Source organism: Sphingomonas sp. GW821-FHT02B09, assembly GCF_059421875.1.
This window is the reverse complement of sequence record NZ_JBWKVV010000020.1, coordinates 1-13,387: the sequence shown is the minus strand read 5'-3', so window position 1 is coordinate 13,387 and position 13,387 is coordinate 1. Positions and strand designations below refer to the sequence as shown.

Annotated in this window: 14 protein-coding genes; 12 read left to right on the top strand and 2 right to left on the bottom strand. The window is 64.2% G+C overall.

Going from position 1 to position 13,387, the window contains the following annotated elements; translation table 11 throughout:
* Positions 1-257 (bottom strand): recombinase family protein (locus tag AC07U4_RS24645; protein ID WP_495197578.1); only part of this gene is annotated, 257 nt, incomplete at its 3' end.
* A gap of 225 nt (positions 258-482) precedes the next feature.
* Between AC07U4_RS24645 and AC07U4_RS24640 the strand changes: the two genes are divergently transcribed.
* The 10 genes from AC07U4_RS24640 (at position 483) to AC07U4_RS24595 (ending at position 8,289) form a co-directional block, all read left to right on the top strand.
* Positions 483-1,067, top strand: a complete 585-nt coding sequence (locus AC07U4_RS24640; protein ID WP_495197577.1) for a recombinase family protein — start codon at positions 483-485, stop codon at positions 1,065-1,067.
* Positions 1,068-1,076: 9 nt separating this feature from the next.
* A complete protein-coding gene (locus AC07U4_RS24635; RefSeq protein ID WP_495197576.1) occupies positions 1,077-1,580 on the top strand; it encodes a P-loop NTPase family protein in 504 nt (167 codons plus the stop codon).
* Entirely contained in the window at positions 1,577-2,233 is a 657-nt protein-coding gene (locus tag AC07U4_RS24630) for a Type 1 glutamine amidotransferase-like domain-containing protein (protein ID WP_495197575.1), read from the top strand. Before AC07U4_RS24635 ends, AC07U4_RS24630 begins: the two co-directional genes overlap by 4 nt.
* A 251-nt stretch (positions 2,234-2,484) precedes the next feature.
* The gene (locus AC07U4_RS24625; protein ID WP_495197574.1) at positions 2,485-4,737 is read left to right on the top strand and encodes a TonB-dependent siderophore receptor; all 2,253 of its coding nucleotides are present in this window, start codon (positions 2,485-2,487) and stop codon (positions 4,735-4,737) included.
* A gap of 17 nt (positions 4,738-4,754) precedes the next feature.
* Positions 4,755-5,078 carry a hypothetical protein gene (locus AC07U4_RS24620; RefSeq protein WP_495197579.1) on the top strand — a complete coding sequence of 108 codons (324 nt, stop codon included), beginning with the start codon at positions 4,755-4,757 and terminating at the stop codon, positions 5,076-5,078.
* Positions 5,075-6,673, top strand: coding sequence for a PepSY-associated TM helix domain-containing protein (locus AC07U4_RS24615; RefSeq protein ID WP_495197573.1), 1,599 nt, complete (start codon positions 5,075-5,077; stop codon positions 6,671-6,673). The genes AC07U4_RS24620 and AC07U4_RS24615 overlap by 4 nt, the downstream gene beginning before the upstream one ends.
* Positions 6,670-6,942 (top strand): DUF3325 domain-containing protein, encoded by a 273-nt coding sequence (locus AC07U4_RS24610; protein ID WP_495197572.1) that lies wholly within the window; start codon positions 6,670-6,672, stop codon positions 6,940-6,942. The genes AC07U4_RS24615 and AC07U4_RS24610 overlap by 4 nt, the downstream gene beginning before the upstream one ends.
* Positions 6,939-7,565: an MSMEG_1061 family FMN-dependent PPOX-type flavoprotein gene (locus tag AC07U4_RS24605; RefSeq protein ID WP_495197571.1), complete on the top strand. Its 627-nt coding sequence runs from the start codon at positions 6,939-6,941 to the stop codon at positions 7,563-7,565. Before AC07U4_RS24610 ends, AC07U4_RS24605 begins: the two co-directional genes overlap by 4 nt.
* Positions 7,566-7,575: 10 nt before the next feature.
* Positions 7,576-8,040 carry a hypothetical protein gene (locus AC07U4_RS24600; RefSeq protein WP_495197570.1) on the top strand — a complete coding sequence of 155 codons (465 nt, stop codon included), beginning with the start codon at positions 7,576-7,578 and terminating at the stop codon, positions 8,038-8,040.
* 6 nt (positions 8,041-8,046) lie between these two features.
* Positions 8,047-8,289, top strand: coding sequence for a hypothetical protein (locus tag AC07U4_RS24595; protein ID WP_495197569.1), 243 nt, complete (start codon positions 8,047-8,049; stop codon positions 8,287-8,289).
* Between the two features lie 32 nt (positions 8,290-8,321).
* On the opposite strand, the gene AC07U4_RS24590 is transcribed toward AC07U4_RS24595, so the two are convergent.
* Complete coding sequence (locus AC07U4_RS24590) at positions 8,322-11,219, bottom strand: Tn3 family transposase (RefSeq protein WP_495197568.1); 2,898 nt, start codon at positions 11,217-11,219, stop codon at positions 8,322-8,324.
* A gap of 94 nt (positions 11,220-11,313) precedes the next feature.
* Between AC07U4_RS24590 and AC07U4_RS24585 the strand changes: the two genes are divergently transcribed.
* Together AC07U4_RS24585 and AC07U4_RS24580 are read left to right on the top strand one after the other, a co-directional pair.
* Positions 11,314-11,946 (top strand): recombinase family protein, encoded by a 633-nt coding sequence (locus tag AC07U4_RS24585; RefSeq protein ID WP_495197567.1) that lies wholly within the window; start codon positions 11,314-11,316, stop codon positions 11,944-11,946.
* Between the two features lie 16 nt (positions 11,947-11,962).
* Complete coding sequence (locus tag AC07U4_RS24580) at positions 11,963-13,030, top strand: hypothetical protein (protein WP_495197566.1); 1,068 nt, start codon at positions 11,963-11,965, stop codon at positions 13,028-13,030.
* The last annotated feature ends 357 nt before the right edge of the window (positions 13,031-13,387 follow it).

The window sequence follows — 13,387 nt, the reverse complement described above, 5'->3', positions numbered from 1 at the left end:
ATCCCGCGCGCCGCCAGATCGCCGACCTGCGCGATCAGATGACGCATCGAGCGGCCGAGCCGGTCGAGCTTCCACACGACCAGCGTGTCGCCGGTCCGTAGATAGGCGAGCGTTTCGGCGAGCCCCGGCCGGTCAGCCCTGGCCCCTGACGCCTGATCGTCGAACGTGCGCTCGCAACCGGCACGGACCAGCGCGTCATGCTGGAGCGCCAGCTTCTGGTCGGCGGTCGATACCCGCGCATAGCCGATCAGCGCCACGACCGGTCCCGATCTGTCCGTTTTCCCACCGTTTTGCATTCTTGTCCGAATCGCCATCGCGGGTCCAGAGTTGACGGACATTTTTATGCTGGCCGCCAGAGGATCGTTCAGCGGACCCGCGCCGGTCGGTTGCCTGACCTACGGAAATCGGCCGGATGCCGAGTCTCACATAGATAGTACCATATGTTTTGCGGTGATGGGGCCTTATACGTTACACTCTGGCCCATGACGCACACGCTGATCGGCTATGCCCGCTGCTCGACCGACAAACAGGACCTCGCCGCCCAGCATGACGCGCTGCTCAAGCTCGGGGTGGCGGCCGATCGCATCTACACTGACAAGGGGTTCACCGGCACGAACCGGGATCGGCCCGGCCTCGATCAGGCGCTGGCAGCGGTACGCAATGGCGACACGCTGGTGGTCCCGAAACTCGATAGGCTCGCACGGTCAGTGCCGGATGCGCGCGCGATTGGGGACGGTCTCGCCGCCCGTGGGGTCAAGCTCCAGCTCGGCGCGAGCGTCCACGACCCTAGCGACCCGATGGGCAAGCTGTTCTTCAACATCCTCGCCACCTTCGCCGAGTTCGAGGCAGACTTGATACGGATGCGGACCCGCGAGGGTATGGCCGTCGCGCGGGCCAAGGGGAAGCTGCGCGGTAAAAAGCCCAAACTGTCCGATCGGCAGCAGAAGGAGCTTCGCCGTATGTACGACACCGACGACTACTCGATCAGCGATCTCGCCGAGCTGTTCTCGATCTCGCGGCCGACCGTGTATCGGACGCTTGCCCGAGAGGGCAGTCGTAGGGCCTGAGGACTGACCATGGAGCGTGTCCTCATTATCGGTTGTCCTGGTGCTGGAAAATCAACCGCTTCCAAAATGCTGGCGGCTAAGACCGGGCTGCCTCTCGTACATCTCGATTATCATTACTGGCATCCCGGCTGGGTGCCTTCCGAAAAGAAGGTTTGGCGCGAGAAGGTTCGGTCCCTTGCTGACCAGCCCCGCTGGATCATGGACGGTAACTATGGAAGCACGCTTGATGAAAGGGTTAGCCGTGCCGACACGATCATCCACCTCGATTTTCCGACTTGGCTATGTTTCTGGCGGGTTATCCGCCGAACCATCGCCAACCTCGGACGAGAACGGGAAGGCGAGTTCGCCGCAGGATGCCCGGAGCGTTTCGACGGCACATTCCTGCGTTTCGTTCTTCTCTATCGTCGACGTCATCGCGCGAGGGACATGGCGAAATTGTCCGCTTTCGAAGGCCGTCGTTTCACCTTCGATCGGCCTGCCACCTTGGCAAGGTTCCTCGGGGATATCCGATGAAACTATACCTTTCGTCATTCCTGCTTGGCAATGATCCGGCTCCTCTGGTCGCGATGGCGGGACCCAACGCGCGATGCGCCCTCGTTCTCAACGCACTCGACAACGCTCCGGAAGCTCGGGAGCAATTTCGTGTCAGCCAAACGAACGCGATGTCAAAGTTCGGGTTCTCGGTAGAGGAACTCGATCTTCGGTCCTATTTTTCGTCCGGTGATCGGCTTGCCAGTGACCTGCGGGCATTCGACATGCTTTGGGTGAACGGGGGCAATGCGTTCATTCTGCGAAAGGCAATGCGGCAAAGCGGACTGGATATGATCCTTCCCACGTTGCTGGCTCAACGTCGTATCGTCTACGCCGGCTTCAGTGCAGCTGCGGTCATCACATCGTCCGATCTTCGGGGGCTAACCCCATCGGCAGCATCCCACGAAACGTTGAGTGGATATGATGACGGCCTGCTATGGAAGGGATTGCAGATCATCCCCACGGCTATCGTGGTTCACTACAATTCCGATCATCCAGGCCGTGAACAGGCCGCCGAGGAAGCCAGCTTCTACAAGCGGAACGGCATCCCGCACCGGCTGTTGCGAGATGGCGAAGCATTGGTGATCGACGGGGACCGGGAGTTTGTAGCCGGATGGCCTGATCGTGCCGTGTAGCGCTGACATCCGCGTGCCAACCAGCGCTGATATCTACAAAAGGCTAGGGCAGGGGGTTGGTGTCACAACCGGACGGTTGTGACACCGTATGGATTGCTGCCGTCAGGTGCCGGGCTACCCCTAAGAAGTGAAAATTGGCGAGCGATCGAACGACCGCGACAACCGCCATGACGGTTTTTTCATCTATCCCGGTTTACGACCCGTGCCTTGATCGCTAATGCGAGTCCCTATCAATAATACAGGGGATCATCGTGCTGGCTGGTACTAGCCTGTGGACGCTCGCGCTCACTCTTTCCACACCATTGATGGCTGAGGCGGCAGTATCCCATCATATTGTACCTGCCGATGCGGCGGTTGGCGGAGAGGCATCTGATGATCCTCAGGATCAGGATATCGTCGTCACCGGTGAAAAGGATAAGCGACCCACCACATCGACCAAGCTGCCGCTGACGCTCAAGGAAACGCCGCAATCAGTGACGGTGGTCGATCGTCAGCGGATCGAGGACTTCAACCTCACCTCCATCACCGAGGTGCTGGCGCAAACGCCGGGCGTGACGATCACCTCTACCGACGCGGCGCGTACCAACTACAACATCCGTGGTTTCGCGGTACGTAACTTCCAGTTCGACGGCGTACCGACCATCTACCAAGTCAGCGGCTATGAGAATTCGGCGGTCGGCGACCTCGCGCTGTACGACAGGGTGGAAGTGATCCGTGGCGCAGCCGGCCTCGTCACCGGCGTCGGTGATCCATCCGCGACGGTCAACCTCATCCGCAAGCGAGCACCGTCCGAGTTCCGCGGCTACTACTACATGCAGGGCGGCAGTTTCTCGAGCTACCGTTTCGAAGCCGATGTCGGAGGACCCGTGACCAGGGACGGGTCCGTCCGGGCGCGCGTGGTCGCCGCCTATACCGATCGCGAGTCCTACATCGACCTTCAGCACGACAAGATCCCGGTGGTCTACGGCACCCTTGAATGGGACGTGACCCCGCACACCCGCCTGCGTGTCGGTGCGGACTACCTGCGGACGGATCAGCAGGGTGCCGGCTGGGGCACCATCCCCCTTCTCTACAACGACGGCACGAAGACAAACTTTCCACGCTCGTTCACGGGTGCCGCCGCCTACAACCGCTGGCTTCGCGAGGTGACCACCGTCTTCGCGGCAGCGGAGCAGGACATCGGCAAGAACTGGCTCGTTCGCGTCACCTACAACGGGCGCCGCAGCGACAACGACAGCCGTCTCTTCAACATTCCGGGCGGCTTTCCGCGCCGCGACGGCACCGGCCTTGGCGACCCGTTCAGCTTCTATGGCGAAGTCGATCAGAACGAAGACGCACTCGACGGGTATGTCGCTGGCAAGTTCAGGCTGTTCGGTCGCGAGCACGAGGTCGTCGGCGGCCTCAACTACTTCGAGCGGGACTTCTCAGCGGGCCGAACGGGCTTCAATCCGGACCCAAGAGCACTGCCGCCAGGCTTCCCCACGGCCGGCAATTACGACATCGATCCCTGGCTGCCGACCTTCGCATCGCCCTCGATCGTCCGCACAGACGCTCTGCTTTTCTCTCAGGACTTGCGCCAGCTAGGTGCCTACGGCGTGGTCAGGTTGAACCCGACTGATTGGCTCAAGATCATCGCCGGGGCACGCTACACCGATTACCGCGCCGACCGCGACGACTTTAACGCCGCCGGCGTCCTTCTGCCGACACGGCCCACAGACGTTCAGCGCGAAAATCGCTGGGCACCCTACGGCGGCATCGTGGTCGATGTCGTTCCCGCCGTTTCGCTGTACGCGAGCTATGCAAGCGTCTTCAGCCCGGTGTCCGCGCGCGACGTGAACAACGACATCCTGCCGCCGACGACCGGTGCCAACTACGAAGCGGGCGTAAAGGCGACACCATTCGGCGATGCCTTCACCGTGTCCGCAGCCGGCTTCCACATCAAGCAGGACAATCTCACGCTCACGGACCCGAACGGCATACCGATGTCGCTACCGGGCAATCTCACGCCGTCCATCTCGGTGTCCGGCGTAAAGACATGGGGCGGCGAACTGGAACTCGCGGGTGAGCCGCTTCACGGCTGGAGCCTCAATGGCAGCTACACCTACGCACGGACAGAAGACCGGCTCGGAGTTCGGGTGAACCCGTTTTTCCCTCTGCACGTCGGTCGCGTCTACACTACCTATCGGCTGTTCGGCGACCGTCTGACGATTGGTGGCGGTGTCACGGCACAGTCGCGCATCTTCGATCGCGGCAACGTACCTTCGGGTCGCTTCAACACCAATGGCACGCCGGTACTCGTACCCGGGACGGTGAGCCAAGGCAGCTACGCTACCGTCGATGCACTGGCGCGGTTGAAGCTCACCGAGCGAGCGATCCTCAGCGTCAACGCTACCAACCTTCTCGACCGGACCTATTACCGGAACGTCCGCTTCGCCTTCGGCGGCCCTGGGGGCTTCTACGGCGAGCCGCGTCGGGTGGTGGGCACGATCCGCGTAAGCTTCTGAAGGCGGAGAACGGCGTGATGACGGCGGGGACAAAGGCCGACAAGCGACTGGCGGTAACGTGGTGGCGGCGAGTGGATGCGACGCTTCGTCTCGTTGCCGCCATACCGCTCGGCTATGCCGTTGCCAGCCTGTGGGCGATGGCGCTTGCTAGGTTGCTGCCCTTGCCCATCACGGCAGCCACGATCACGGCGACGCTGATCGCCTTCGCCCTGTGTGCCGGTGCAGTCATGTGGGCCTACGCCGCCATCTCGGGATGGCGCGCCGTCTGGACGCTTTCGCTCGCTGGCTTCATCGCGGCTGGCATCACCTGGATGTCGATTTCCAGCGGGGGCCGGTTGTGAAGAAGGGCTTTCGCCAATCGCAATCGACGCTCCACACTTGGTCGGGTCTGCTGCTCGGCTGGGTGCTCTTCATCATCTTCGTCGCGGGTACGGCAGCCTATTGGCGTGAACCACTGAACCGCTGGATGCGACCGGAAGCGCCGCGCGTGGAGCAGCCTGTCCTGGCGATGAAAGCCGCCCAACGCTTTCTCGCCCGCAAGGCGCCTGACGCGAAGACGTGGTTCATCACGGTGCCAACCGTCGATGGGCCGGGAACGTACGTGTTCTGGGTGCCTCAACCCGATCCCGATGCTCCCAAGGGACGACGTCGCGGACGCCGACGGGATACCTCCGCGCTGATCGACGCCACGGGTGTGCCTGTCGCGCGCGAGACGCGAGGCGGCGACTTCTTCTACCGGTTCCATTTCGACCTGCATTACATGCCGGTGATCTGGGCACGCTGGCTGATCGGGGTGGCGGCGATGATGATGCTGGTCGCGATCCTGACCGGCATCGTCACGCACAAGAAGATCTTCAAGGACTTCTTCACGCTGCGCCGGGACAAGGGCCAACGGTCGTGGCTCGACGGGCACAACGCCACCGCCGTGCTCGGCCTGCCGTTCCACCTGATGATCACCTATACCGGCCTTGTCACGCTGGCGACGATGCTGATGCCCTGGGCCACGATCGCCAATTATGCCGACAGCACGAAGCTGTTCACCGCGCTGTTCCCCACCGCCGGTGAGGTCGTCCGCGCCGGTCGCCCCGCGCCGCTGGTGGACCTGGAAACGCTCGTCCGTAACGGCGAGCAACAGCTCGGCGGCCCGATCGGCTTCATCGAGGTCGTCGAGCCCGGCGACGCCGGGGCGCGCATCACCATGACCCGTGCCAGCCGGGCGAGCCTGTCCACCTATGGCACGCGCATCGCCTATGACGGTGTCACCGGCCGCCTGCTTTGGCGATCGCCCCCGCCGAACGGCGCGGTTACCACATACGGCGCGATGATCGGCCTGCACGCCGGCCGCTTCGGCGATCTAACAATGAGGTGGCTGTACTTCCTATGCGGGCTGGGCGGCACGGTAATGGTCGCCAGCGGCCTGGTGCTGTGGACAGTGAAGCGGCGCGAGAAGCTGCCTGATCCGCTCCGTCCGCCACTAGGTTTCCGAATTGTAGAGCGGCTGAACATCGCGGTCGTCGCCGGCTTCCCGCTCGGGTGTGCGGCGTTCTTCCTCGCCAACCGGCTGCTGCCGCTCGCCACCCCCGACCGGGCGGAGCGGGAGATCACGATGCTGTTTGCCGCCTGGTGCATCGCCGCGTTTGCGGCGTTGGTCCTGCGACCGAAACAGAGCTGGGCGGCGCTACTCGGCGTGACTGCGATGGGGCTGCTTACGGTGACCGCATGTGACCTGCTAGTCCTGCGCCCAGGCCTAGCGCAATGGATCGCAGCATCGGACTGGCCGATGGCGATGGTCGATGCGGTGTTGCTGGTGCTGGCGACTGGCTTAGCCTGGATGGCGCGCCGCGTGGCTCGTCACCAGCCCCGCGTCCGCAAGCCGCGCGCGATCCGCACGCCAACCAACAAGGCCCTCTTACCCGAAGGGGTCGCGGCGGAATGACTGTTCTCGCCACCCTACTGGCACTGGCCGCGTTCCTATTGTTCGGTCTCGCCAGCGATCGTCACCACGAGCCCCGATTCGGCCGAGGTCTGCCCGTCCTCGACGCGCGTCGCTGGCGTCTCATCGGTTGGGCGCTGCTAGCGACTGCATTGGTCGGCGCGATTGTTGCACGAGGATGGGTGTTCGGACCGGTGCTGTGGACCGGACTGGCAATGGCTGGCGCCGCGGCAAGCTTCCTCTGGCTCAATCTGACCGCCGCGCGGCGATGAACGATCCCAATGGTCATCTCACCGACGAGAACGATCTACGCGGCGTCTACACGGAACCGGCGAGAGCCGTTCGTGACAAGAGCTTCCCGCATCTCGAGCGCCACAGCCGCCGGTACATTGAGCTGTCGCCTTTCTTCTGCATCGGCTCCTCGCAGCCAAACGGCCTCGCGGACGTATCGCCACGTGGCGGTGAGCCCGGCTTCGTTCATGCGCTGGACGACCTGCATCTCGCCTTCCCGGACCGACCCAGCAACAACCGGCTCGATACGCTGACCAACATCGTTCACCATCCAGCGGTCGGGCTGTTAATCTTCCTGCCGGGCGTGGAAGACATGCTGAGGGTGAACGGCGTTGCCTCGATCACAGCTGATCCCGAGATCATGGAATGCTTCCGCCACGGTGGGAAGCTGCCGCGATCGGTAGTCGTGATCGAGACACGCGAGGTCTATTTCCATTGCTCGAAGGCGCTGCGCCGATCCGACCTGTGGAATCCTGACAAGCGTCTCCCCAAGGGTACATTTCCAACGCTGGGCCAGATCGCGCGCGACCAGTTCAAACTGCTGGTACCCGCCAAGCTGATCGATTTGACGCTGCAGCGCGACGCGAAAAAGAACCTCTATTGAGGAAATTGCCATGGCCTTCATGAAACGCTTTATTGCACCTGTTACCGATGGCGAATGCGCCGTCGTCCGCCTGCTCCGGCATTATTGCGCGATGCGCGATCACGACAGTGAAGGCACGGGCCTGTCCCGCCTCGTTGCGCTCGGTCAGAGTCTGCGCCTGCCGGCCCCCGGAATTGTCGCGCTGGAAAGCGTCTTCCAACTTACCGAAGCCGTGCTCGGCCGGCGCCTCGTCGCCGAGTGCTGCTGCTCGCGTTGCTTGAGCGGGGATGAGCGCGCTGTCATCCGCCTCCTCGGCAGTCGCATGCCGACGCTACCCGGCACCGCCACGCCGGACATCCCCCACGGCCTGCCCGGTGCACTCGCCTGGGCCTTGTCGAGCGTCCGCCGGCTATGCGGCGACATCGTGCCTCACATCCCGAAGATCGTAGCGGACGGAGTGGATGGTTGCCCGTTCACGCCTGCTGCCATGGTCTGACCCACGATGGCGACGCTCTACGACTATCTCGACCGGCGGGTGACGGACATACCCGATGATTATGTGTTCACCCTCTCCGCGATCCGGACATGGGTGTTCGCCGCACGTAACGGCCGGTGCCCGCAGGCGATGCTGCGCAGCTGCTTCTCTACCCGGCATGTGACGGACGCATTGCTCGGCTTCCTATGCGCCATGACGCTCCTCGATCGGCACGGTTACGGCACGATGCGGTTCGCGGAGGTCTATTAGGGGGCGGTTCCGGCTGAGGGCGGAATGACACCCTAAGCGTCGGCGTCTTTCGGCCAGAGGTATTCGCCGGTAAGAAGGATATGCGCCCATCCTAGCGGGGAGACGTGGGTGAGCAGGTGGTCGGGCGTATCGAGGCCTTCGCGGCGTCGGGCATCGACGGCATGGCCGAGGTGCAGGGTGTTCCAATACACGATAATGGCGGTCAGCAGGTTGAGGCCTGCGATCCGGTAGTGCTGGCCTTCTGTGGTACGATCGCGGATCTCGCCTTGGCGGCCGATGCGCAGCGCGTTCTTGAGCGCATGGTGCGCCTCGCCTTTGTTCAGGCCGACCTGGGCGCGGCGCTGCATGCCGGTATCGAGAATCCATTCGATGATGAACAGCGTGCGCTCGATCCGGCCGACCTCGCGCAACGCGGCGGCCAGGTCGTTCTGGCGCGGATAGGCGGCGAGCTTGCGCAGGATGCGGCTTGGGGCGACCTGGCCGGCGCTCATGGTGGCGGCGCAGGGGAACAGGTCGGGCCAGTTGGAGACAATCAGCGCCTCACGCGCCTTCCCGCCCACCAGTGGACGCAGTTCGCCCGGTGTGGCGGCGGGATCGAACACATACAGCCGCTTGGACGGCAGGTCTCGGATGCGCAGCACGAGGCGGTAACCGAGCATGGCACTGATCCCGAACAGATGGTCAGTGAACCCGCCGGTGTCGGCATATTGCTCCTCGATCCGCCGCCCGGCCTCGTTCATCGTCAGCCCGTCGAGCAGATAGGGCGCCTCGCTGACGGTCGCGGGGATGGGCTGCGACGCGAACGGCGCGAAGCGGTCGTTGACGTGGGTGTAGGCCTTGATGCCGGGATCGTTGCCGTAGCGGGCGTTGACCGTGTTCATCGCCTCGCCCTGTCGCGCGGCAGGATAAAATTGGCCATCGGCAGACGCGGTGGTGCCCATGCCCCAGACCCGCGCCATCGGCAGTGCGCCTTGCGCGGCGACCACGGCAGCCAGCGCCTGATCGATAGCCTCGCTCTCGACATGCCAGCGCGCGAGGCGGGAGAGCTGCCAGTAATCGTGGGTGTTGCACGCCTCGGCCATCTTGCGCAGGCCGAGGTTCAACCCTTCGGCGAGCAGGACGTTGAGCAGGCCGATCCGGTCGCCGCATGGCACGCCGGTGCGTAGATGGGTGAAGGCATCGGTGAAGCCGAGTGCCGCATCGACTTCGAGCAGCAGGTCGGTGATCCGGACGGGCGGCAGGCGACGGTACAGGTCGAGCAGCAATTCCTCGATTCCGTCCGGTGCATCGGCGGTGAGACGGTCGATGCGCAGCGTGCCGTCCTCGATGCTGCCGTGCGGGATCGTCCTGTTATGTGCGGCGCGACCGAGCCGGGCGAGGCCATCGGCGAGCCGCGCCTTGCGATCGGCCAGCCAGACATGCGGATCGGACGGGACCGCCAGCTTCATGGTTCGCGCGACCGCCATCGGCACGAGGACGTCCCGCAGGTCGCCATAGCGATGCGAGCGGTCGAGCCATATGTCGCCGCAGCGCAGCGCGTCGCGCAGGTGGAACATCAATGCGACCTCACGGAGGCGAGCATCGTCCTCACCCTTTGCCCGTAACTGGCGACGCCACTTGGAATGCGGGCGCAGGAAGTCGTCGGTGGCCGGCAGTTCGCCCTTGGCGGCGATGGCGGTCACCGCGTCGAGCAGGGGTCGGGCAACCGGTGCGGCTGCAAGGTCGAGGCAGCGCAGCATACGCGGGGCATAGCGGCGGAAGCGGTGATAGCCTTGGTCGACATGCGCCAGTGGATCGTCGCCCAGCCTGTCGGTCAGTGTCCGAGCCGTCGCCACGAGGCGGTCTAGCCGGTCCCATCCCGCCGCGCGCGCAATCGCATCCTCCAGCGACGCGTCATCACTATGCGCGTCGAGCAGCGATCGGCCGAGCGCGGCGAACCCGTCCAATGTCGCGGTGACCGCGCCTCTGGTTTCCGCGGCGCGGGCATCGTGGACCTGCTTCGCCTCGCGCCAGGTCCGGCCGACGATGCGGTCATGCGTCTCGATCACCGCGTCGGCGGTCGCGGCAGCCCATTCGATGACGCAGACCGCGAGGATGGCGCGACGCCGATCGGCGTTCAGGTCGCGCAGGCCATCGGCGAAATAACGCTCACCCTGCCGACGCAATCGGGCGACGCGGTGCGGCGGGACGCCGGCGAGCAGACCCGCATCGAGGTTCATCGCGCGCAGGAACTCCAACCGGTCGAGCAGCCGGTTCGCCGCAGCGGAATTGCTGCCCGGCTCGATCCGGCGCAACCAGATGAAACGGCTGATCGCCCCTGGCAGCATCTCGGTCGTCAGCCGGTCGAGCCGGGTGCAGGCAACACGATCGAGGCGCGTAGCGATCCGCTTCTCTATATTCCGCTCGGCCGCGACCAGCGCGTCGGCGCACAGCCTCTCGATGGTGGTGATCGCCGGCAGGATGGTCATGGTGTCGCGGCAGCGGACGATGAAGCGCCGGGCAAGATCGTCGTTGGAGCGTGCCTGCTCGGCTTCGGCGAACAGCCAGTCGCGAAATGCCCGTGCCGGTGCTCCCTGACCGGGGAACGACCTGTAGCCATAAGTCCGCCGCAATACCTCCATGTGCTGCTGGCGGGTCTGGCGGCGAACGGCATAGCGAACGAGCGTGTCGCCAGTGATGCCGAGCTGGGCGCCGAGGAAGACGGACACCGGCAGCGGGATGACCTCGCCCGGTGCCAGCATCCGGCCGGGATGGCGCAGCGCGCACAGTTGCAGCGCGAAGCCGATCCGGTTTTCCGGCCGGCGTCGCCGGTCGATATGGATCAGGTCGTCATCTGCCAGGATGTAGTGCCGCAGCAGCGACGCCTCGTCGCTCGGCAGGTCGAGCAGCGCCGACCGCTGCCGTGCGCTCAGGATATGGCGGCGCGGCATGGCCCAAGTGTCCCGGTTGAACAGAAGTCTGTTTTGGACAACACTGAGCCTACGCAGATCAAGGGTTTTCGGGGCCGGTTTCAGGAAGGTTCAATTGGGACAACGCGCCGCCATCTACGCCCGTGTCTCGACCGCCGATCAGTCGTGCGAGCGGCAGTTGCGCGACCTTGCCGGTTTCGCCGAGCGCGGTGGCTATGAGGTGGTCGAGACTTTCCGCGAAACCGCCTCGGGCATGAAGGCCAACCGCTCGGCGCGCGCCGAGGTGATGAAGCTGGCGCAGGCGCGGCACATCGATGCGATCCTCGTCACCGAACTCAGCCGCTGGGGACGCTCAACCCAGGACCTGCTCGATACGCTGAACCGGCTGTCGGGCTGGCGGGTGTCGGTCGTCGCGATGAGCGGCATGACCTTCGAGGTCGACACGCCGCACGGGCGGATGATGGCGACTATGCTCGCCGGCATCGCGCAATTCGAGCGCGACATGCTCAGCGAGCGGGTGCGCTCAGGCCTTGCTGCGGCACGGGCGCGGGGCCGCAAGCTCGGGCGGCAGACCGGCGACCGGCCCAAGTCCGATCGGCTCGCCCCCAAGGTGCTGGCGCTCGTCGCCGAAGGCCGCAGCTATCGCTGGATCGCGCGCGATCTTGGCCTCAGCAAGAACACCGTCGCCGCGATCGTAGGACGGGCCAAGGCGGATTCTGTTCGCGTTATTGAAGTGGCAGCACAATGATGTTCCTACAATCCTCTTGCTGCCGCTCCGCAACACGCTCAATCTTCACGACGTGAAAGCGATAGAACTGCCTCACTCCACCGTGCAACTTCCGCCCTTGCCTGCGGGCTGGCAGCTAGTAACGATGGCAGTGCTGCCTGACAGATCGCTTGGGCTGCTTGGCACCGATGTCGATCTCGCAGGCGCTTGGGCGCGGGTGCGCCGACAGGAAACCGAACCGCTGGCGGCTGACTCCCCCGAAAGGCCGCAGTCGCTAGCGGCGCGTGGCACCGGCCGCGTGTGGCGGTTCGACGGCACTGCGCTCCACGACGGACCGATGATGCCGCTCGAAAGCCCGTGGCTTAAGCTCGCTGGCTTTCCCGATGGCCGGTGGCTGATCGCCGCCACGAATGCACGCGACGAGCCCAATGCGCGCCTGTTCGCACCCGACGGTACGTTACTGAGCCGCTTCCGCCTCGGTGATGCCATCGAATACCTGGACATTGATGCCAACGACCGTGCCTGGGTGGGATGGTTCGACGAAGGCATTTTCGGCAACATGGACCGTTTCCCCGACGCCATGAATCGAACGGCGGTCGTTGCGGCCTGCTTCGCTGCTAATGGCGCGCTTCTGTCGGTCGGACCAGTGCCGCAAGCTGCCGGGTTCCTCGCTGACGTTTATGCGATGACGGTAGCTGATGATGGTGCCTGGGTGTGCCCCTACACCGAGTTTCCGCTGCTTCACCTATGTCCTGGTCAGCCTGTTCGGTGGTGGCGCAACGCACTGACCGGGGCGAATGCGATCGCCACGGATGGCCGCCATATGCTGCTCGCGGGGGGCTACGGTGACAACGCGACGAGGCTGGCCCTGATCGCGTTGCAGGGCGACGGACAGGGTGAAGATACGACCATGCTTGCCTCGTGGCGGTTGCCGCTCGCCAAACGTGTTTCGCCGGAGCACCCGCACCCGTCGTTCGCCGAGCACTTCATTTGGGAACGGCCGATGCTGCTCGCCGGCAAAGGTGACATGCTGCACCTGGTTAACGGTGACGCTTGGTATAGCTGGCGAGTTGCAGATGCTGTCGAGGCTTTCCGCCAAGCGTAGCGGCCTTCCTGTTCGCCGACCTTTGGTTAACCCCCGGCGCGGGCATTCAGCTTAAGGTGTGATTTCGCCCTCAGCCGGAACCGACCCCTTCATGGCCCGCATCAATTCATCGAGCTTCCCGCGAGCGATCTCGGATCAGCCAGAACCTTCTATTCGGCGGTGTTCGGGTGGGAACTGACCGACTACGGGCCTAACTGGGGGCGCTACATAGAACGGACCCAGATATACGCTTACGGCCTTCTACTCCGTCCGGAGGTCGTCGGGTGTCCCGATTGGGATGCAGACCGTCGTCTAATAGCGGTTGGTGACGCAAGTCATTTCAGCGGTGAGTTCGTATGCCAGGAGCACGGTCGTCTT

Bases quoted from the DNA above. Each gene is read 5' to 3' on its own strand.
- AC07U4_RS24630 (WP_495197575.1), top strand. From the start codon at position 1,577: ATGAAACTATACCTTTCGTCATTCCTGCTTGGCAATGATCCGGCTCCT.
- AC07U4_RS24640 (WP_495197577.1), top strand. From the start codon at position 483: ATGACGCACACGCTGATCGGCTATGCCCGCTGCTCGACCGACAAACAG.
- AC07U4_RS24620 (WP_495197579.1), top strand. From the start codon at position 4,755: ATGACGGCGGGGACAAAGGCCGACAAGCGACTGGCGGTAACGTGGTGG.
- AC07U4_RS24635 (WP_495197576.1), top strand. From the start codon at position 1,077: ATGGAGCGTGTCCTCATTATCGGTTGTCCTGGTGCTGGAAAATCAACC.
- AC07U4_RS24595 (WP_495197569.1), top strand. From the start codon at position 8,047: ATGGCGACGCTCTACGACTATCTCGACCGGCGGGTGACGGACATACCC.
- AC07U4_RS24610 (WP_495197572.1), top strand. From the start codon at position 6,670: ATGACTGTTCTCGCCACCCTACTGGCACTGGCCGCGTTCCTATTGTTC.
- AC07U4_RS24605 (WP_495197571.1), top strand. From the start codon at position 6,939: ATGAACGATCCCAATGGTCATCTCACCGACGAGAACGATCTACGCGGC.
- AC07U4_RS24600 (WP_495197570.1), top strand. From the start codon at position 7,576: ATGGCCTTCATGAAACGCTTTATTGCACCTGTTACCGATGGCGAATGC.
- AC07U4_RS24590 (WP_495197568.1), bottom strand. From the start codon at position 11,219: ATGCCGCGCCGCCATATCCTGAGCGCACGGCAGCGGTCGGCGCTGCTC.